This is a genomic window from Enterobacter sp. 118C5, assembly GCF_034107645.1.
GTDB lineage: Bacteria > Pseudomonadota > Gammaproteobacteria > Enterobacterales > Enterobacteriaceae > Enterobacter > Enterobacter nematophilus.
Genome location: NZ_JAWNEU010000002.1, coordinates 333,963 through 354,878 on the forward strand (window position 1 = coordinate 333,963; position 20,916 = coordinate 354,878).

General features: G+C 56.1%; 14 protein-coding genes, 1 tRNA gene and 1 pseudogene. 11 read left to right on the top strand and 5 right to left on the bottom strand.

Annotated elements, in window-relative coordinates:
• Window positions 1-99: 99 nt before the first annotated feature.
• A complete protein-coding gene (locus UTO39_RS06850) occupies window positions 100-1,725 on the top strand; it encodes a sensor histidine kinase (protein ID WP_320726793.1) in 1,626 nt (541 codons plus the stop codon).
• Complete coding sequence (locus tag UTO39_RS06855; protein WP_151412646.1) at window positions 1,715-2,407, top strand: response regulator; 693 nt, start codon at window positions 1,715-1,717, stop codon at window positions 2,405-2,407. Before UTO39_RS06850 ends, UTO39_RS06855 begins: the two co-directional genes overlap by 11 nt.
• A 108-nt stretch (window positions 2,408-2,515) precedes the next feature.
• Here UTO39_RS06855 and UTO39_RS06860 read toward each other — a convergent pair whose 3' ends face one another.
• Window positions 2,516-4,651, bottom strand: coding sequence for an ornithine decarboxylase (locus tag UTO39_RS06860; protein WP_320726794.1), 2,136 nt, complete (start codon window positions 4,649-4,651; stop codon window positions 2,516-2,518).
• Between the two features lie 181 nt (window positions 4,652-4,832).
• On the opposite strand from UTO39_RS06860, the gene UTO39_RS06865 reads away from it, so the two are divergent.
• The 3 genes and pseudogenes from UTO39_RS06865 to UTO39_RS06875 all read left to right on the top strand — a co-directional run bounded on the left by UTO39_RS06865 (window position 4,833) and on the right by UTO39_RS06875 (window position 6,882).
• A complete protein-coding gene (locus UTO39_RS06865; RefSeq protein ID WP_320726795.1) occupies window positions 4,833-5,546 on the top strand; it encodes a DUF554 domain-containing protein in 714 nt (237 codons plus the stop codon).
• Between the two features lie 95 nt (window positions 5,547-5,641).
• A tRNA-Phe gene (locus UTO39_RS06870) sits at window positions 5,642-5,717 on the top strand.
• A gap of 345 nt (window positions 5,718-6,062) precedes the next feature.
• Window positions 6,063-6,882 (top strand): annotated as a pseudogene (locus UTO39_RS06875) (DUF4225 domain-containing protein).
• Here the strand turns inward: UTO39_RS06875 and UTO39_RS06880 are convergent.
• The 3 genes from UTO39_RS06880 to UTO39_RS06890 all read right to left on the bottom strand — a co-directional run bounded on the left by UTO39_RS06880 (window position 6,860) and on the right by UTO39_RS06890 (window position 9,853).
• Entirely contained in the window at window positions 6,860-7,186 is a 327-nt protein-coding gene (locus UTO39_RS06880; RefSeq protein WP_320726796.1) for a hypothetical protein, read from the bottom strand. The pseudogene UTO39_RS06875 and the gene UTO39_RS06880 overlap by 23 nt on opposite strands.
• A 241-nt stretch (window positions 7,187-7,427) precedes the next feature.
• Window positions 7,428-9,224 (bottom strand): hybrid sensor histidine kinase/response regulator, encoded by a 1,797-nt coding sequence (locus UTO39_RS06885; RefSeq protein ID WP_320726797.1) that lies wholly within the window; start codon window positions 9,222-9,224, stop codon window positions 7,428-7,430.
• The gene (locus UTO39_RS06890) at window positions 9,221-9,853 is read right to left on the bottom strand and encodes a response regulator transcription factor (protein ID WP_320726798.1); all 633 of its coding nucleotides are present in this window, start codon (window positions 9,851-9,853) and stop codon (window positions 9,221-9,223) included. Before UTO39_RS06890 ends, UTO39_RS06885 begins: the two co-directional genes overlap by 4 nt.
• Before the next feature lie 175 nt (window positions 9,854-10,028).
• On the opposite strand from UTO39_RS06890, the gene UTO39_RS06895 reads away from it, so the two are divergent.
• Together UTO39_RS06895 and UTO39_RS06900 are read left to right on the top strand one after the other, a co-directional pair.
• Window positions 10,029-10,343, top strand: coding sequence for a lipoprotein (locus UTO39_RS06895; RefSeq protein ID WP_061097082.1), 315 nt, complete (start codon window positions 10,029-10,031; stop codon window positions 10,341-10,343).
• A 113-nt stretch (window positions 10,344-10,456) separates the two neighbouring features.
• Window positions 10,457-13,474 (top strand): autotransporter domain-containing protein, encoded by a 3,018-nt coding sequence (locus UTO39_RS06900; protein ID WP_320726799.1) that lies wholly within the window; start codon window positions 10,457-10,459, stop codon window positions 13,472-13,474.
• Between the two features lie 61 nt (window positions 13,475-13,535).
• On the opposite strand, the gene UTO39_RS06905 is transcribed toward UTO39_RS06900, so the two are convergent.
• On the bottom strand, window positions 13,536-14,063 hold the full coding sequence (locus UTO39_RS06905; RefSeq protein ID WP_080328183.1) for a helix-turn-helix domain-containing protein: 528 nt from the start codon (window positions 14,061-14,063) through the stop codon (window positions 13,536-13,538).
• Between the two features lie 673 nt (window positions 14,064-14,736).
• Between UTO39_RS06905 and pgaA the strand changes: the two genes are divergently transcribed.
• From pgaA to pgaD, 4 genes are read left to right on the top strand one after another with little or no spacing between them, the layout of a single operon-like run.
• On the top strand, window positions 14,737-17,175 hold the full coding sequence (pgaA, locus tag UTO39_RS06910) for a poly-beta-1,6 N-acetyl-D-glucosamine export porin PgaA (protein WP_320726800.1): 2,439 nt from the start codon (window positions 14,737-14,739) through the stop codon (window positions 17,173-17,175).
• 8 nt (window positions 17,176-17,183) lie between these two features.
• Window positions 17,184-19,121 (top strand): poly-beta-1,6-N-acetyl-D-glucosamine N-deacetylase PgaB, encoded by a 1,938-nt coding sequence (pgaB, locus tag UTO39_RS06915; protein ID WP_320726801.1) that lies wholly within the window; start codon window positions 17,184-17,186, stop codon window positions 19,119-19,121.
• On the top strand, window positions 19,114-20,445 hold the full coding sequence (pgaC, locus tag UTO39_RS06920; protein ID WP_028014399.1) for a poly-beta-1,6-N-acetyl-D-glucosamine synthase: 1,332 nt from the start codon (window positions 19,114-19,116) through the stop codon (window positions 20,443-20,445). Before pgaB ends, pgaC begins: the two co-directional genes overlap by 8 nt.
• The gene (pgaD, locus tag UTO39_RS06925) at window positions 20,442-20,876 is read left to right on the top strand and encodes a poly-beta-1,6-N-acetyl-D-glucosamine biosynthesis protein PgaD (protein WP_266179056.1); all 435 of its coding nucleotides are present in this window, start codon (window positions 20,442-20,444) and stop codon (window positions 20,874-20,876) included. The genes pgaC and pgaD overlap by 4 nt, the downstream gene beginning before the upstream one ends.
• Window positions 20,877-20,916: the final 40 nt, after the last annotated feature.

Genomic DNA, 20,916 nt, shown 5'->3' on the forward strand with positions numbered 1-20,916 from the left:
CCTTGCTGTGCAAGGGATCACAAGTTTCCCGCAAAGCGGACATCCGCATGAAAAAAGATGATATATTGACGATCTTTGCCGCTACTTTGCGTGATAGTTATGAAAGTCTCTTTCCAGATTAAGCTGTTTATTTCGCTGGTTGCCTTTTTCTCAGTGCTTTTTGCGCTGCTGGGCGGATATTATTATGCCGATGTCGGAAAACAGCTATATCAGGAAATGAGCGCGCGCGCCAAAATACAGGCGGAAGAGATTGCGCTTATTCCGTCATTGCGTACTGAAGTTGAACAAAAAGATATCAACGCCATTCATGATTTTATGCAGAAAATGGCCGCGCACAGCGACGCCAGCTTTATTGTCATCGGCGATAATACGGGACGGCATCTTTTTCACTCCGTTTTTGCCGACAGGGTGGGCACGACGCTGGTCGGCGGCGATAATGAAGCCGTGCTGCAAGGGAAAAGCACGACAACCATTCGTAAAGGCGGGCTGGGCATTTCGCTGCGCAGTAAAGCGCCCATTTTCAACGACGCCGGGCAGGTGGTCGGCATTGTTTCGGTGGGCTATCTCACCAGCTACCTGGACACCATTACCGTCAGTAAAGTGGTCAATATCCTCATTGCCGCCGTGCTGCTGCTGATCGCCCTCTTTGTCTTCTCCTGGTTCTTTACCCGCAGCATCAAGAAGCAGATCTTCTCCCTGGAGCCACGAGAGATCGGCCTGCTGGTGCGACAGCAAAAGGCGATGATGGAGTCCATCTACGAAGGCGTGATCGCCATTGATAACGAACGGCGCATAGAGGTGATCAACCAGGCGGCGCGCAAGCTGCTGGGCCTGAGCCAGCCGGCCCGGGAACTGCGCGGGCAGTTGATAAGCCAGGTGATCGATCCGGTCCCGTTCTTCGACACGCAGACGATGCTGGCGAAAGATACCCATGACGAGATTTGCCGCTTTAACGATCTCACGGTGATTGCCAGCCGGGTACACATCATGCTTGAGGGGTCGCTGCAGGGCTGGGTGATCACCTTCCGCGATCGCAACGAGATCGACTCGCTGAGCGCCCAGCTCAGCCAGGTAAAACGCTACGTCGATAACCTGCGCATTATGCGCCATGAGCAGTTAAACCGGATGACCACCCTCTCCGGCCTGCTGCATATGGGCCGCTATGAAGAGGCCATTCGCTACATTCAGGCGCAGTCGGAGCATGCTCAGGAGCTGCTGGACTTTATCTCCTCCCGCTTTAGTTCCCCGACACTTTGCGGGCTGCTGCTGGGGAAAGCCGCCCGCGCGCGGGAGAAAGGCGTCGAGCTGAGTTTCGATCCGGCGTGTCGGCTGGACAAACCGTTCCTGCCGCTGGGGGAGCAAGAGCTGATTTCGATTATTGGCAACCTGCTGGATAACGCCATCGAAGCGACACAGCGATCGCAGCTTCCCCATGCGCCGGTGGAAGTGCTGATAAAACTCAGCGAGCAGGAGCTGATTATTGAAGTGGCCGACCAGGGCGTTGGCATTACACCGGCGATCCGTGACCGGATCTTTGAACGCGGCATCACCACCAAAACGCGGGGCGATCACGGGATTGGCCTGTATCTGATCGAAAGCTACGTCACGCAGGCTGGCGGCACAATAGAAGTTGCCGATAACACGCCGCACGGTGCCATTTTCTCACTGTTTATCCCGGCCTCGGGAACCGTCCGGCAACTGGAAGATACCGACTATGCAACATGAACTTATCGACGTACTGATTGTTGAAGACGAGAACGAACTGGCACAGCTGCACGCGGAGCTGATAAGTAAACATCCGCGCCTGCGGCTGGTCGGGATTGCCTCGTCGCTGGCCGACGCGCAGGTTCAGCTTGAGAGTAAACAGCCACAGCTGATGCTGCTGGATAACTATCTGCCTGACGGCAAAGGCATCACCCTTATCAGCAACCCGATGCTGACCCGCGCCAACTGCTCGGTGATTTTCATCACCGCCGCCAGCGATATGGACACCTGCAGCCAGGCGATTCGCAACGGCGCGTTTGACTATATCCTCAAGCCGGTCTCCTGGAAGCGGCTCAGCCAGTCGCTGGAGCGCTTTGTGCAGTTTGCCGAACAGCAGCGGGTCTGGAAGATTGTCGACCAGCAGAACGTCGATTCGCTCTATCAGCTACAGGCGAAAAACTACCGCCAGGACAGCGGCAGCAAGGGCATTGAGGAGAATACGCTGGCGCGGGTTCAGGCGCTGTTTAACGCCAAGGCAACCCACTGCTTTTCGGTAGATGAAGTGGTAAGCGAGACGGGATTGAGTAAAACCACCACCCGGCGCTATCTGGAACACTGCGTGGAAACGGGTTTTCTGAGCGTGGAGATGCTGTACGGCAAGATTGGGCACCCGAGGAGGATGTACAAGCGTAGTGCGGCTTAACCCCCTCACCCCGGCCCTCTCCCCAAAGGGGCGAGGGTGAAAAGACGGCTCCGTGCCATGCCCTCTCCCCTTTGGGGAGAGGGTTAGGGTGAGGGGCAACGGCCCACACTACTTCAACACATACCCATACAGGCGCTTGATCCCGTCGGCATCCTTCTCGCTATACACGCCCTGCAATTCCGGCGAGAAGCCCGGCAGCAGGTTGATGCCCTCCTCCAGCGCCAGGAAGTAGCGCTGTACCGCCCCGCCCCAGACTTCACCCGGCACCACGCACAGCACGCCCGGCGGATAGGGCAGCGCCCCTTCTGCAGCAATGCGCCCTGCCGCATCCCGTATGCGCACCAGCTCCACCTCTCCGCGAATATATGCCCGGTTCGCATCCTGCGGGTTCATCACCACCGCAGGCAGGCTCTCCTTACGGAACATCGCCTTCTGCAGATCCTTCACGTCAAAGCTGACGTAGAGATCGTGCATTTCCTGGCACAGCTGGCGGAGGGTGTAATCCCGGTAGCGCACCGGGTATTTCTGAAAGATCGTCGGCAGCACGTCCGCCAGCGGCGTGTCGTCTTCAATATGCTGCTCAAACTGCCCCAGCATCGCCACCAGCTGCGCCAGCTTCTCGCTGCTTTCGGCAGGCGTCAGCAGGAACAGGATCGAGTTGAGATCGCACTTCTCCGGCACGATGCCGTTTTCACGCAGGTAGTGCGCCAGAATCGTCGCCGGGATACCGAAATCCGTGTACTCCCCGGTTTCGGCATCAATGCCCGGCGTGGTCAGCAGCAGCTTGCACGGGTCGACAAAATACTGCTCGCGGGCATAGCCCTCAAATCCGTGCCATTTGGCCCCCGGCTCGAAGCTGAAGAAGCGAAGCTCGCTGGCAATGGCGTGAGTCGGATGATCCTGCCACGGCCGCCCCGCCACCACCGGCGGGATAAACGGTTTGATCATATGGCAGTTGGCAATGATTGCCTTGCGCGCCTCAATGCCCAGCTCGACGCACTCCGCCCACAGCCTGCGCCCGCTCTCCCCTTCGTGGATTTTGGCGTTCACGTCCAGCGCCGCGAACAGCGGATAAAACGGGCTGGTGGAGGCGTGCAGCATAAACGCGTTGTTCAGCCGCTTGTGCGGGCAGAAGCGCGCCTGACCGCGAATGTGGTTATCCTTTTTATGGATCTGCGACGTTTGCGAGAACCCGGCCTGCTGCTTATGCACCGACTGGGTCACGAAAATGCCCGGATCGTTCTCGTTCAGCTCCAGCAAGAGCGGGGACGTTTCCGCCATCATCGGGATAAACTGCTCGTAGCCCACCCAGGCGGAGTCAAAGAGAATGTAGTCACACAGATGGCCGATCTTGTCGATCACCTGGCGAGCGTTGTAGATCGTCCCGTCGTAGGTGCCAAGCTGGATGATCGCCAGGCGGAACGGGCGGGCCTCGTCGGCCTTCTCCGGCGCAGCCTCGCGGATCAGATCCCGAAGATACGCGTCATTAAAGCAGTGCTCGTCAATCCCGCCAATAAAGCCAAACGGATTGCGCGCTGCCTCAAGATACACCGGCGTGGCGCCCGCCTGAATCAGCGCGCCGTGGTGGTTAGATTTATGGTTGTTGCGGTCGAACAGCACCAGGTCCCCGCGCGTCAGCAGCGCGTTGGTCACCACCTTGTTGGCCGCTGACGTACCGTTCAGCACAAAGTAGGTTTTGTCCGCGTTGAACACTTTCGCCGCGAACTTTTGCGCGTGCTTGGCGGAGCCTTCGTGGATCAGCAGATCGCCCAGCTTTACGTCGGCGTTACACATGTCGGCGCGAAACACGTTCTCACCGAAGAAATCATAGAACTGTCGCCCTGCCGGGTGTTTTTTGAAAAACGCCCCGTGCTGGTGGCCCGGACAGGCGAAGGTGCTGTTGCCCATCTCCACGTACTGGCTCAGGGTGTCGAAAAAAGGCGGCAGCAGATCCTCTTCGTAACGGCAGGCGGCGCTCTCCAGTTCCAGGAACTCCTGAGCTTTACCCGAGATAATCGCCGTGACGCCATCAGGCATCTCTCCAGGCTCTTGCGAGAACATAAACACCGGTAGCTGAAAGCCCGTACGCTTCAGCAATGCGAGAATGCCGCTGTAGCTTTCAACCACCGTAATGACGACTGCCGCCACATCGGTGAAATCGGTGTTATCCAGCGTCACCTTTTCACGGTGCGTAGAAACTTTGGATACCAGCTCGTGGCTGACGGCAATTTTCATGGTTTTCATAAGTGCAAATACCCTCACCGAACGGTGAGACAGGGAGGAGAAAATTCGCGCAATCATGTCACCTTTTATTTTGAGGCGCAAGAAGGAATCAGTATGCACGAAACCACCCAAAGCTAAGGCCCGCGCAGCCCTGACGTGCCATAATAATGCAATATCAATGAGTAAATAACAGGAGTTAACCGTGGTTATCGGGCCATTTATTAACGCCGGAGCCGTATTGCTGGGCGGCGTACTGGGCGCAGTGTTGAGTCAGCGGCTGCCAGAGCGTATCCGCTCATCCATGCCCTCTATATTCGGCCTGGCATCCTTAGGCATCGGCATCCTTTTAGTCATCAAATGCGCCAACCTGCCCGTCATGGTGCTGGCCACCCTGCTCGGCGCGCTGATTGGCGAGTTTTGCTATCTGGAAAAAGGCATCAATAGCGCGGTAGGCAAAGCCAAAAACCTGATTGCCCGGCCGGGCAAGGCGAAGCACGGCACGCACGAGTCGTTTATTCAGAACTACGTCGCCATCATTATTCTGTTTTGCGCCAGCGGCACCGGGATTTTCGGTTCAATGCAGGAAGGGATGACGGGCGACCCGAGCATATTGATTGCGAAAGCGTTTCTCGATTTCTTCACCGCCACCATTTTTGCCACCACGCTCGGCATTGCCGTGGCGGCGATTTGCATCCCGATGCTGCTGATCCAGCTGGCGCTTGCCACCTGCGCCACCTTGATTCTCCCGCTGACCACGCCGGCGATGATGGCGGACTTCACCGCCGTCGGCGGCCTGCTGCTGCTGGCGACGGGGTTACGCATCTGCGGGATCAAGATGTTTGCCGTGGTGAATATGCTGCCCGCATTGCTGCTTGCCATGCCGCTCTCTGCGCTCTGGACGCACTTTTTCGCTTAAGAGTACGGCGAAATGGCGAGAGATTGCGCAGTCTGTAACGAAAACAACATTTTTCGTTGACGGCAACGGGCAGATCGGGTTTAATGCGCCCCGTTGCCCGGATAGCTCAGTCGGTAGAGCAGGGGATTGAAAATCCCCGTGTCCTTGGTTCGATTCCGAGTCCGGGCACCACTTATTTTGAACCCTCGCTTAGGCGGGGGTTTTTGCTTTCTGAGTCAGCAAAGTAGTTACCGCCCTTTTCTTTACTCCATCCCCCGCTTCCCGGTGGTACGCAATTGGCGTGTTTACCGCCACACAGAAACAGAAAAACCTTACCTTCACCGATCTGTTCAAGAATTGTAAGGCACATATCAACCCCACAAAGCCCGACAAAGCGGCGTCGCGTATACGTGAAGTGACTTCTGCTTCAGACCACGTAACCACATTGCTACTATATAGTGCATTGGCTCGCATGGCTGTCAGGGGGTCGTTTATCAGTCTAAGCAGTGGCCGGTAAAGCAATGGAGAGAAATTACAATGGATGCAGCATTACTTAACATGATGCACTCAGGTGGAAGAAATAAAGCCTGGGCGGAAACTATGGTGAATATGGAAGCCAGGAAACTGGTAAATACAGCCAACACTCTGTCGGCTTTTCATCTCAGCGATAGTCTGACTCGAATGAAGTTTGTTCAGGAAATTCGTGACCTCATAGAACAACAGTTTACGTTAGCTCGTCGGGCTCAATCAGATGAAGAATGCATGGAATGCGTTTAAATTCTGAGAGAAGAAAACTGTAACCTCCTGGAACAAGCTCGTTTATTACGAACGAAGGCGGCGAAGCTTTACGCTAAAGTCGAGTTCATCCGAGAGAATAACAAAATTGTTGGGTATGTGATCTCGGCTGTTAGTGTTGTCCTGGCCGGTGCTGAAATAGCCGCAGGATTTACCCTCATTGGCACTATGACCCCTCTCGGGGTTCTTGCTGGTGCGATTCTGGTTACTGACGGGGCAAAACAGCATCAGTAAAGAAGTGGCTCGCTACGCAACTCACAACACTACCAGTGAAGGGCTGGTCGCGAATGCCGCGATGTCTACAGCTGAGTTTATGGGCTTTAGTCGTGAGAATGGGTTAGGTGTCTACAAATCAATTTCACTGGCCGCTAATGCGTACACCATTTTTGGCTTGTTACGGCGACCTGGTACCTGGCGACTATTTCGTTATCTGCCTGCTGACTATTACCGAAAGGTGAGCACACTGAGCCGCCCGCAGCTTACAATGAAAATAGCTGGTTATGGCGTGAAAGCTAAGATTATTTTTGATTTGTTGTCCGTCAGCGACCCGTCCCAGAATTAGTCAGCATTTTACGATAACGCCAGGATTTGTAGCCAAGTTTTGCTGGCGTTATATACCAGATGAAAGGTAGTACAACCAATAATGTGAGCGCAAGCGTCAGGCTTGTATCCCTGGATGCAAGTCCAAGAGTTAAAGCCAGTATGATGAAGGCAATAATAGTTATCCACTTCATTGCTTTAAAACGATTGGCCAGATCATGAGTTACGCTATCAAACGAACCACCGTAATTTTCAATATTGTTTTTTAGCTTTTGAAGATCTCGTTTGCTAAAACCTGATTTTAAAAGTGCCTCTTCGCTGGTCATTTTGTTATCCGTCCCATAACCCACTGAAACCTGTGACGAAGTTTAACTTAATTTGACGGATAAATCGCTACCTGACGATATTCGTCAAATTTATATATCAACTAGTTGAAGATATCTTAGAGTATACGCTCGAAAACTGACATCTACCCAGTGCAAGAAACGTGCAGGACACCGCGAACTATATGGCCTTACAGCCTGGCGACCGGGAGCAGGCGGTGAAGCGCAACGCTGCTGCTGTTATCTATTCCCCTATCCACGCCCCCCCGGACCACTGCGTCAGCAGCGCATGCAGTTTAGCCGGCTCCAGAGGCTTGCGCAGCACCAGATACCCTTCCTGCTCCGCCTCCAGCAGAACCGGCGAGTTAAATTCGCCGCTAACCATCGCGCCGCTCATGTCCGGCAGACGTTCAAAAAGCGCTTTCAGGATGTCGAAGCCGCTTTCGCCGGATCGCAGGCGCTGGTCGCACAGCACGGCGAACGGCGTGAAGCCGTCGTCGATGATGGCGAACGCTTCTTCAGCAGAGGCCGCGCAGCGCACGTTGATCCCCCAAACGCTCATCAGGCTCTCCCAGGCAGACGTCACCAGCGGGTCGTCATCGACGACCAGGCAAGAACCGCAAAGCGGCGCATAGCGTACCGGCGCAGAGGTGTTGGTATCGGCGGGCGGAGTGTCCGGCGCGATCTCTTCGCCAGCATATTGAGTAAAGCGCATCCAGAAGCGTGAGCCTTTACCTTCAATGGATTGCATTCCGTACTTCACCTTCATCAGCCTGGCACAGCGGGCAACCACGGCCAGGCCCAGCCCGTGTCCGGCGCTGTCGATCTTCCAGGCCAGTTCGGGGCGGTAGTAAGGGGAGAATATTTTACCTTTTTCGTCATCGGCGATACCGACCCCCGTGTCCCACACCTCCACCAGGCACTCGTCACCGCGCGGTCGGATGGCGACCAGCACGCCGCCCTGCTGCGTGTAGCGGAGGGCGTTTTGGATAAGGTTAATCAGCGATTGTCGCACCAGCAGCGGGTCGCCCATCACGTGGATGCGGCGCTTGGGCCGACGGGTGGACAGCCTAAGTGCGCGGCTGTTGGCCTCTTCGCGAAACAGCGTGATCACCGAATCGAGCAGAGCGCCGATGTCCACTCTGGTAGGGGCAGTGAGCACTTTCCCGGATTCAATCTTGCTGAGGTCGAGCAGAGAATTGAACATTAAATGCACCGAGCGTACGCTCTGCTGCAGGTCAAGCAGCTGGGGCGTCAGGCTGTCGTCCCGGTTTCGGTGGATAATCGCTTCAATCAGAAAGCCCATGGCGTGTACCGGCTGACGCAGGTCGTGGCTGGCCGTCGTCAGGAACTGATTTTTATCCAGCAGCGCCTGCTCCGCTTCCTCTTTGGCCTGGCGAAACTGTTCAGCAAGGCGTGAGCTTTTTTCCTCAAGCAGCGCTTGCTGAATGAAGTACGCGTGCGACGTTAACGCATGGCGGTAAATGGCGAAGCCGTACAGCAGGTTTAGCATCAGCACAATGAATATCAGATCGTCCAGCCGCCAGATGATGCCGATATTCAATACTCCCCAGGAGGCGAAGAAAAAACACGTAAAGGTGCTGATGACCGGCGTCAGATGCGTCGCATTGGCGGCGACGATGGCGGCAATACTGATATTAAGGAGCAGGAAGAAGTCAAAGTTCTGCGTCTGCGGAGTAATTAAATAGAGAGATGAAATTCCCAGCCCGTGAATAAAAGCGATCTTATTTATGCGCGGAAGCCAGCGGCGCAGGACGTCCTCTTCATCATGCTCTTTCACTTCGCGCTGGTAGCGTCGGTGCAATATTCGGATTGCCACGGCACATAGCAGGTAAATAATTATCCAGGTAATGGTTGGGCCAAGTTTATCGCCCAGCAAATAAATCCAGATGGCGAAAGGAATACCAACAAATGGTACCGCGCTAAAGCTGAACACCAGCCGCAAAAAAGTGTTATTTAGCAAACGGATCTGCGCGGGAGAAGAGATTCCATCTTTCTGTAAGCTTTGGAAAAACCTCATTCTGATGATTCCCGCTTGCCATGCAGAAGCGTGATGGCTTCGACCCGACTGTTAACGCCTATCTTTTTCAATATATTGCTAATGTGTTCTTTGACCGTAGGCTCAGAAATTGAAAGCTGCGCGGCGATTCGTTTATTTGGCAGGCCGCGCATAATCATATTTAACACGTCTATTTGTCGCGGCGTTAAGTTAAATTTACTTAACTTCTCATTATTCGCCTCAGCGGAAAATTCGTTTCTTTCAGGAAACCAGGTCAGATTATCAAGGAGTGCACAAACGGCCCGTGAGAACATTTCAGGTGGCTCGCTTTTCAATACGAAACCGTGTCCCCCGGCGGCGTGAACTTTCTGCCAGATGTCATTATTGTCATCCCCGCTGACCACCAGGAACCGCACCTGTGGGTAAAGTTGTTTTACTTCTTTGAGTAATTTCAGTGCCGTTCCGGACGAAAGCCAAAAATCGATTACCAGCAAACGCGGTGGGCCATTATCCCTAATTTGACGGTAGCAATCTTCCTCATTCGTCACCACGCACGCCTGCTTAAACTGGCAATGTGAAATCAGAAAATTGGCGATGCCGCTTGCTACCAATGGATGGTCATCAACGACCAACGCATAATTCTGCCCCAAAGGATCCTCCTTTTACCTTCGCATATCTTAGAGTACAGATGAATTATTATCTACCTACCCTACTTTAGGAGGGTTTTATCGATTAGGAAAGGGAAATATATTATTCGCTGATTTGGGTAATTGAAAACATAAATACAATCAGTGAAATTAACTGATTGGATATCAAGGATAATTTATGAAAAAACCTCTCGTCTTTTTAACCGTTACGTTGATGCTAGCCGGTTGTTCCACGCTAAAAACCGATCAGGCCATTCCACTCCTGCAGGCGGAGACCGCTAAAATGCTGGGGCTGGGCTCATCGGATGAAATAACCGTGACCAATGTTAATGGCGCCCAGCCGGACGCACTGGGAGGGCAAAAACTGTCTTATCGCGCGACGACGGAAAAAGGGCGTATTTTCGATTGCTCATCAATGATGATGCCGGGGATTTTAGGATCCGCCCCGACGCTGAGCGCGCCAACCTGTACCCCTGTTGTCACTCATAAATAATTAACGGCAAATAAAAGGCGTACATAAATAACGCCTTTTATATTTTCTGACGTATCTGAGTTTTCATAAAAACGATTTTCCAGACATCACGCTAATGAGTACGGAGATAGCCCGTGAATAACTCTACATCGCATGCTTTAGCGGTTAAGACGCCGCTTTCCAGACTTTACCTCGCTCTATTTTCCGCGCCGCTGTTACTGCTTTCACCTGCCGATTTCGCACGCGCAGCCGATGCAATTTTTGATGGCGATTCGCGTATTACCGAAACGCTGGGTTACACCGGAGATGTTTACGTTGGGCGTAATCAAGCCGGAAACCTGCTGATCGATAATGGCAAAATCACCGCCTATAACATCAACATCGGTCGGCTGTTCGACGGCCAAATTTATGAAAGCGTGGTCACGGTCCGTGGGCTAAACGCCGAGCTTAACGCGGTGAACGATCAGTACGTCCTGCGCGGCGACCTGAATCTTGGCCTCGGCACCCTACGAGTCGAAGAGGGCGCGCTGGCCAGCGCAAAGGAGATCGTTGTCGGCACCACCCGCGGCTACGACAGCCACCTTATCGCCACGGGCGCCGGCTCTCGCGTGACCAGTAATTTTCTCAGCGTAGGCACCGATCTGGGGGCACGCTCCACGCTGGCGATTGAGGACGGCGCGGCGCTCAGCACCGCCTACGATGCGCGCATCGGCAACGGTACCGGGCCGGGTGAAGCCGACACGCTGAGCCCGAAAGCCACCGTCACGGGGAGCGGCTCACAGTGGAACGTTGGCCGTACGTTGACGCTTTATGGCGACCTGGACGTGCTGAACGGCGGTGCGGTTAACGTTGGCGGCGTGCAGGTAGCCGGCGTCTCCGGGGCAGGTAAAACCGCTGAGCTGGTTATTGCGGGCAAAGACTCGCGCTTTACCAGCGGCAGCAGCGTGAGCGTGGGCGATTATGGCAATGGCGTGCTGTCGGTGATTGACGGCGGTTCATTTTCCGCCGGCAGCAATACGCTGATCGTGGGGACCTCGGGTTCCGGCTCTAACCGGGGTGCGCTCATCATCGGCAGCCGCGGCAATATGGACACCGGCACCGGTTTAACTGAGCCAACGCTTGGCGCGGCGGGCGGCGCGGGTACTCTCGATGCGAATACGGCAATCAGCCTGCGCGGCGGACTGTTCGGCAGCTATGTCTACTTCAACCATACCGACGGAAATTACGTCTTCAGCAACACGATGAGCGGCGAAGGTGAGGTGATCAATACCTCCGGGCAGACAACGCTGAACGGCGATCTTTCAGCCCTTCAGGCGAACGTGACCGCGCGCGGTGGCAAAGTGATTATCGCCAGCAACATCAACACCCAGCCAGAAGACGATATTTTTGATATTCAGACCCTTAGCGCCGAGAACGGCGGGACGCTGATCCTCAACGCGACGGCGGGATCCGACGTCAGCAACGGGCTTGGCTACAGCAGCGCCGCGTCAATCAAGGCCGGCGGCACGCTGGGGGGGAACGGCACGCTGGGCCAGACCGAGATCCTGTCCGGCGGGCATATCTCACCCGGGGATGGCGATATCGGCACGCTGACGCTGAAACGTTATCTGAATTTTGTGGGCGAATCTTTCTATGACGTAGACATCGCTGGTGACGGCCGCAGCGACCAGCTGCTGGTAGCAGGCAAAACGACCATCAGCGATCGGGCTCAGGTACTGGTCACCGCGCTGGATCCGCAAACCAGCTACAAAACGGGCCAAAGCTACCGCATTTTAACCTCCGACGGCGGAATTGACGGTCAGTTCGCTGGGGCGATATCTAAATCCGCCTTCCTGGACGTGGCGCTCAACCAGAGCACCAACGCCGTCGATCTGACCCTCGCGCAGAAAGAGACCGGCGGCGAGAATCCGGGAGGCGAAAACCCGGGGGGTGAGAATCCGGGTGGAGGAAACCCAGGCGGTGAGAACCCGGGCGGAGAAAACCCGGGAGGAGGAAACCCTGGCGGTGAGAATCCGGGCAGCGGCAAGCCCGGGATTTTCCAGACCGTCGCCAAAAGCAGCAACCAGTGGAATACCGCCGGCGCGCTCTCCACGCTGACGCAAAGCGGCCCGTCGCTGGCGCTGTACAACTCGCTGCTGGTTCTGAGCGCGCCGGAAGCGCGCGAGGCGTTCAACCAGCTGTCCGGTGAAGTTTATCCGTCAGTACAGTCCAACCTGATCGCCGGCAGCACGCAGGTGTTTAACGTGTTAAACCAGCGCATGCAGCGCGCGTTTGATAACGACAGCCTGCCGATACCACCGTTGGCGATGTCGCTGGTGCAGCAGCCGGAGCCGCAAAACAACGGCGTCTGGGGCCAGACCTTCAGCTCCTGGAGCCGAAACAGCGGCGACGGTAACGTGGGCAAGCTGGACGGCAACACCACCGGCTTCCTGCTGGGGGCCGATCGCAAGCTGGCGGACCATAACGTGCGTGTCGGCGGCTACTTCGGCTACAGCCGCGGTGATTACGACGTCGACAGCCGTCGTTCCTCAACGGATACCGACAACTACCACCTCGGCCTGTATGCGGCGGGTCAACAGGATGCGTTCTCCCTTCGCGGCGCGCTGGGTTACACCTGGCACAAGATTGAAGGCGAGCGCAGCGTTGATTTCAGCGGCTTTTCGGACCGGCTGAAGTCGGATTACGACGCCAACTCGCTGCTGGCGTTCACCGAGGCGGGCTACCGTTTCGGCCAGCCTGATATGAATATCGAGCCGTTCGTCAATTTATCGTACGTTCGACTGCATACCGACAGCTTCAGGGAAGACGGCGGCGCCGCCGCGCTGAGCGTAAGTAACAAAACGATGAACACCTTCTACTCCACCCTCGGGGTGCGCGGTGTGACCGAGCTGCCGAAGAACGTTAACCTCTACGGTTCGTTGGGCTGGCAGCACGCCTATGGCGATAAGAATACCTCTTCGCGCATGGCGTTTGCGGGCAGCGACGCGTTCATTACTCAGGGTCAGGCCGTGGATGAGGACGTGATGGTGGGTGATATCGGCGTGAGCGTACACCTGTCACGTGCTGCGACGCTGGATGTGGGTTATCAGGGGCAATATGGAGCGGATACCCGCGTCAACTCGGTTAATGCGAATCTGCGCTGGTCATTCTGAATTATATCCATTTAATGAACCCGCCCTCGTGGCGGGTTTTCGCGTTTGGCTCATGACAAAGTCAGGGATCGTTCCCAACCGCGTCCAGCAGTTTGTTTTTAAAGATAAACAAACACGCCTCGTTGAAGTTCTCCGCCCCCAGGCGTTCCGACAGCGCTGTACGTTTGCGATAGAGGCTCTTCACCGACGTGTTCAGCTCATCGGCAATCGCTTCCATCGACATCCCTGCCCTCAGCAACCGCAGCATGATCGCTTCGTGCGTGCTAAGCCGTAAGTTAAGCAGCCATTTGGTGGTCAGACGCCTGCCCTTCATATTGAGCACCAGGTTAAACAGCGAGGCCATGTCCGGCGCGGTGAGCGACGTGTTCATAAATAACTTCATACTGAGCAGATTCTCCTCGCGATGTCGCATATCAAGCATAACGCAGCAGATCGTTTTTTTTGTTCTGGCCGGATGGCGTATCAGGTAATCATATAAACGGAGCGGAGAACGACTATCAATCAACACAGAATATTCATCTGCGCCGTTATCAAATATGTTTCTGTCAATCGAGTCGAGCAGGATAATATCCGGGAAAAATAGCCTCATCCCCCTGACAAGATAGCGATCCTGGGTCACTAACACTATTGAAGTTGCCACTAACCATCCCTTTTAGATTAAAGCAAGAACGCGCCTTCAGAAAGAAGGCCACCTTCGTTTTATAGCGCTGTAATATTAACGACAATATGTATTCTGGCGTTGAACATCCCTCAATACAGACATTGATGAGTAAGACTTCCTGTAGACTTTCATTCAATGGCTGGCGTTAATTATAAATAAAAAACAATCGCAGAGAAGTCACTTCGCTGAACATTAAGACTTTTTGTCATGAAACTTCCCAAACATGCCCCGGAAAGTACTTTAATTGCTACAATCAAACCACATTTAAAATATAAGCAAATCCAAAAAACTATAAATAAAATGCATTAATATCATGCACTTGAAAATATCCTCTCAATTCAAAATAATCATCAAAGCCATCTCATTCCAGAATTATCCCAAAACCACCCATCCGCTTTTCACCATATTTATCCGGCAACATATCAGGTGTACATTACCTTCCATCTAGTCCACAACGAGGAGGATCCATAATTACCTTAAAGTAAGTGCCCCATAACGTTACTGCATTCAGATTTAATGTTCTCATTTATGGCCTTTAACGCAGAGTTAAAAGGCGGCCGTGTTATGCAATGGATTCATGATAAACAAATGGCAAATAGATATGGAAAGATCGCTTCGCTTCAATACGTTATTCTTTTATCGCGTCCCAGGATTATTGTTTCTGCTATTTCTGTTTCCTGTTCTCGTTCAGGCAACGGAATCCGTTTATGAGCAACAGATTCAACAGGCACGTAACGGCAATTACGCGCCGTTCCTCAATTACCTTCAGCGTTATCAGCAACAGCATGCTCTGACGCCCGAGCAAGTGGCGGACTGGTTACAGGTGGCTGCGTGGGCAGGTCGTGATGACGAGGTGATTCAGGTCTGGCAGCGCTATGGCATTTATATGCCGCTGCCCGCTCGCGGCGTTGCGGCTGTCGCGCAGGCCAGAAGAAATCAAAAAGCGTGGCAGCCTGCCTTATCGCTCTGGAAAGAGGCGCGTAGCCTTGCGCCAAATAATGACGATTATCGTATCGGCTATATCAAAACCCTGGCCGATGCCCGCATGGATACGCTCGCTCTGCATGAAGCCCGTCAGCTGGTGACGGAGGATCCCTCGCCGGCGCATCTTCAGACTCTGTCGTACGTCTGGTTACGCCAGGGGAAAAGCTGGGATCGGCTTTTAGCGGACACGCGCGCGCTGGCCCTCGCGCCGGAAAATAAAGCGCTCCTTAGCGAGCAGATTGACGCGCTAACGGATAGCCGGGTGAGCACTCCCGCGCTGATGCTGTCACAAAGGGTAACGCTGACTCCCGCGCAGCGCCGTCGTCTTGAACTTAATGCCGCCGCCGAATGGGTTCGCCTTGCCGACGTGCCTGGCAGAACGGAAAAAGAGCGCCTTCAGCTGGCGCAAACGGCACTGAATCGTTACGACGCCCTGCTCTCCCGCTGGCAAAACGAGCCGCAGGCGGCGGAAGACGTCTTCCTTGCACGTATCGACAGGCTTGGCGCGCTGTACGCCCATGCTGATTACCCACGGGTGATTAGCGAATATCAGGATCTTACGGCAGCCCAGCATCCGGTGCCGGGCTGGGCCATCGGCTGGGTCATCTCCGCGTATCTGCAGGAGAAAAACGCGGCCGCCGCCTTCGCGCTTCTGCAACGCTATCCGCAATACGCTTCCGACCCGCAGGACGAGGAGCACGCGCTTTTCTACGCCTGGCTGGACACGGGGCAGTATCAGGCCGCTCGCCAGTACGTAGAGCGCCAGACCCGCAGCGTTCCGTGGACCCGCTACGATTTCGGCTCGCCTACTCCGCAGCCCAACGATCGGTGGCTTACCGGGCAGTCGCTCAAATTTAACTATTTGCTCTCAACCAACGCCCTGCCGGACGCGGATAAGCTGGCGCACCGTCTGGCGACAACGGCGCCGGGCAACCAGGGGTTGCAGATTGACTATGCCACCCTGCTTCAGGCCCGGGGCCTGCCGCGTGCGGCGGAGCAAACGTTAAAAAGGGCGGAGGCGCTGGAGCCATCAAACCTGGAGCTGGAGCAGCAGCAGGCTTACGTCGCCATGGATCTGCAGGAGTGGCGACAGATGGATTTACTGGCCGACGACGTGCTTGCCCGCGCGCCCACCGCTCGCAGCGCCAGGCGTCTGGACAGGCTCAGAACGGTGCACCACATGTCCGAGCTGCGCCTTAACGCGAGCAAGGGTTTGCACTCCGATAACCCCATCAGCGGGACGCACGACCTGAACGGGGACGCCACGCTCTATGGTCCCCCGGTAGCGGATAGCTGGCGGCTGTTTGCGGGTACCCGCTATGCGCAGGGTAATTTCGATGAAGGCAAAGGCACCAGCCGTCATCTCCTGGGCGGCGTCGAGTGGCGTCCTCGCGACCTTCAGCTCGAAGCCGAGGTATCCAGCAACGGCTATCACGGTGAAAACAAGCCGGGGGCTCGCCTCTCAACCACGTACTTTCTCAATGATAACTGGCAGGTCAGCGGCAGCCTTGAACGCTTATCCCGCACCACGCCGCTCCGGGCATTACGCAACGGGATTAGCGCCAACCGGGGTGAAGCTGGCGTGCGTTGGTATCAAAACGAGCGCCGCGAGTACCAGTTCAGCGCCGCCGTCAGCCGCTTCTCAGACCATAACCGCCGACAGGAATACACCCTTACGGGTAAGGAGCGTCTCTGGCAGACCCCGACCCTGACGCTGGATCTTGAACCGGGGATCGCCGCCAGTAAAAACAGCCTGCGGGACACGCTCTATTACAACCCGGCGCGGGATCTGTCCGTGACGGCCGCCCTGTCCGTGGACCATGAGATGTACCGCCATTACGACACCCTCTGGAGCCAGCAGTTCGTGGCGGGAGGCGGCAGCTACTGGCAGAAAAACCAGTCCGCTGGCGCCATCGCCCTGCTGGGCTACGGGCAACGCGTCCAGTGGAATAACGTCATTGATACCGGCGTGATGCTGAACTGGGACAAACGCCCTTACGACGGCAAACGCGAGAGCAACCTCTCCGTCACGCTTGACGCGACTTTACGCTTTTAAGGATGAATATGCTGAACACACGTTTTTCCGTGAGCCTGATACTCATCGGCTGGCTCTGCCTCAGCGCGAGCGTCTGGGCGCAGGCGATCTCGTTCGTTGCGCCCAACGAGCGGCCGCAGCCGGAGGCGAGCAAACCCTGGCCGCAGAACCAGTTTCTGGTGCTGGCCTACCACGACGTCGAAGACGATGCCGCCGATCAGCGCTACCTCTCCGTGCGCACCAGCGCGCTAAACGAGCAGATTAGCTGGCTGCTGCACAACGGCTATCACGCCATCAGCGTGCAGGACATTCTGGACGCGCGTGACGGGAAAAAAACGCTGCCGCCGAAAGCCGTTCTGCTCAGCTTTGACGATGGCTACAGCAGCTTCTATACCCGCGTCTGGCCGCTGCTTAAGGCCTGGAACGTGCCTGCGCTCTGGGCGCCGGTAGGAAGTTGGGTAGATACGCCAGCAAACCAGAAGGTGAACTTTGGCGGCCTGATGACGCCCCGGGATCGCTTCGCGACCTGGGACATGGTGCGCGAGCTCAGCCGGTCTCCGCTGGTTGAGATCGGATCGCATACTTGGGCCTCGCATTACGGGATCGTCGCCAACCCGCAGGGCAGCCGCGAACCGGCCATCGCCAACCGCTTTTATGATAAAGCGACGGGGCGCTATGAAACTGACCAGCAGTTCAGCCAGCGGATCGGCGATGACGTCCGCAAGGTGACAGAGAAAATCGCGCAGGTGACGGGCAAAGCGCCGCGCGCCTGGGTCTGGCCTTACGGTGCCGCCAGCGGTACGTCGCTCGCCATCGCCAGGCAGCAGGGCTACCAGCTGGCTTTTACCCTGGAAGACGGTCTGGGGGACGTGCATCAACTGGGCAACATTCCCCGTCTGCTGATTGCCGGGAATCCCTCGCTCAAAGCGTTTGCCAGTACGGTCAGCCGGGTTCAGGAGCGCGATCCCGTGCGCGTGATGCACGTCGATCTCGATTACGTTTACGATCCCGATCCGGCTCAGCAGACCCAAAACATCAACAGGCTGATCCAGCGGGTCTATGACATGAAGGTCAGCCACGTCTTCCTGCAGGCGTTTGCCGACCCGCAGGGCGACGGCAGGATCAAGGCGCTCTATTTCCCCAACCGCCGGCTTCCGGTCCGGGCCGATCTCTTTAACTTCGTCTCCTGGCAGCTGCAAACCCGCGCGGGGGTGAAGGTCTTCGCGTGGATGCCGGTGCTCTCGTTCGATCTCGATCCTGCCCTGCCGCGCGTTCAGCGCCGGGACGATCGGACAGGACAGCTGCGCGAGGCCAATGAGCCCTACATCAGGCTCTCCCCGTGGGACCCGCAGGTTCGCCAGCAGGTGACGGAAATCTATGAAGATCTGGCCCGCTACGCCAGCTTCAACGGGATCCTGTTCCATGACGATGCGGTGCTGACGGACGTTGACGATGCCGGGCAGGACACGACGCGTCAGAAAAGCCGGAGGCTTATCGGATTTACCCGTGCCCTGGGCCAGGCGGTGAAGCACATCCGCGGCCCGCAGATAAAAACCGCGCGCAATATGTTCGTCCTGCCCATTCTGCAGCCCGAAAGCGAAGCGTGGTTTGCGCAGAATCTCGATGATTTTCTGACGGCCTATGACTGGACGGTGCCCATGGCGATGCCGCTGATGGAGTCCGTTCCGGCGAACGAGAGCAACGCGTGGCTGACGCGTTTGATCAAAGCAGTCGCCGCGCGGCCCGGCGCGCTGGATAAAACCATTTTCGAGCTGCAGGCCAGAGACTGGGAGCAGAAGCCGCAGCGCGCCGTCTCCGACAGCCAGCTTGCGGCGTGGATGCGCGTCCTCCAGCTGAACGGCATCAAAAACTACGGCTACTACCCTGACGATTTCATCAACAACCAGCCTGATATTTCGCGCATCAGGCCCGTATTTTCTTCCTACTGGTACCCTGACAATGACTGATCGCATAATCGCCTTTTCAATTTTATGTCTGGTATTCGGGTTGCCGCTAGGGGTGGCCGCCCTCTTTACCGGCGAGCTGATTCTGGATTTTGTCTTCTTCTGGCCGCTGTTTATGTCCGTGCTCTGGGTCACCGGCGGCCTCTATTTCTGGTTTCAGCTTGAACGCCGCTGGTCGTGGGATAAAGACACGCCCGCCCCGACGCTCGCCGGCGAGCCGCTCATCTCGATTCTGATCCCCTGCTTCAATGAGGAAAGAAACGCCAGAGAGACCATCAGCGCCGCGCTGGCTCAGCGGTACGAGAATATTGAAGTGATCGCCATCAACGACGGCTCGTCTGATAACACCGCGCAGGTGCTGCAGCAGCTGGCGCTGGAGCAGCCGCGCCTGCGGGTGATTAACCTCGCGGAGAACCAGGGAAAAGCCGTGGCGCTCAAAGCCGGGGCGGCGGCGGCCCGGGGCGATCTGCTGGTCTGCATTGACGGCGACGCCCTGCTCGACCGCGACACCGCGGCCTATCTGGTAGCGCCGCTGATTCAGTATCCCCACGTCGGGGCGGTTACCGGGAACCCGCGCATTCGCACGCGCTCCACGCTGATTGGCCGCATTCAGGTAGGCGAGTTTTCGTCCATCATTGGGCTCATCAAGCGGACGCAGCGGATCTATGGCCGGGTCTTTACCGTCTCCGGCGTCATCGCCGCCTTTCGTCGGCAGGCGCTGGCGGACGTCGGGTACTGGAGCCCGGACATGATCACCGAAGACATCGACATCAGCTGGAAGCTCCAGCTGCGCCACTGGGATATCTTTTTCGAGCCGCGGGCGCTGTGCTGGATCCTGATGCCGGAGACGCTGAAGGGCCTGTGGAAGCAGCGCCTGCGCTGGGCCCAGGGCGGCGCGGAGGTGTTTCTGGTTAACCTGCGCAAGATGGTGCGCTGGGAGCATCACCGCATGTGGCCCCTGTTTCTGGAGTACGCGCTGTCAACGCTGTGGGCCTTTGCGTATGCGATAACGGTGCTGCTGTACATCATCAGCCACGTCGCGCCCATTCCCGCCAGGCTGACCGTTGAAACCCTGTTTCCCCCGGCGTTTACCGGGCTGCTGCTGGGCGTGATGTGCCTGCTGCAGTTCCTGGTCAGCTTGTACATTGAGCGGCGCTATGAGCGCAAGGTGGCAAGCTCGCTTTTCTGGGTGATCTGGTTCCCGATGGTCTACTGGATGATTGGCCTGTTCACCACCCTCGTCGCATTTCCAAAAGTCATGCTTAAACGTCAGCGTGCCCGCGCGCGCTGGATCAGTCCGGACCGGGGAAAAGGAAGCCTTCAATGAACGAAAATACCTTAATTTTGACTGAACATCGGCTGCTGCCACGACTTTTTGATGCCGCGTTAACCGTGGTGGCCTGGGGCGGATTTCTATTTTTCCTGTATGCCAGGCTGTGGATGCAGTTAACCGAGGAGAGCGACCACCGGTGGAGCGTGATTATTGCCTCCTTTAATACGGTGTTGATCTATTTGCTGTTCGCCGCGCTCAACGGCTGGCTGCTGATTTTGTGGTATCAGTACAACCGCCGCCGCACGCACGCAAGGCGGCGTCAGCCGGGCCTGTTGCCTCATGACGAACTTGCCCGCAGCTTTAACGTCTCACCGCAGCTCATCTCGGAGATGAGCCAGCACAACCTGCTGACGGTTTATCATGACCAGATTGGACGCATCATCGAATTGAAAACCAGCGCGCAGCAGGACGAGGAAGCTCAGTAACAAAAAGCCCCCGCTGGATGCCCGGCGGGGGCTTTTTTAC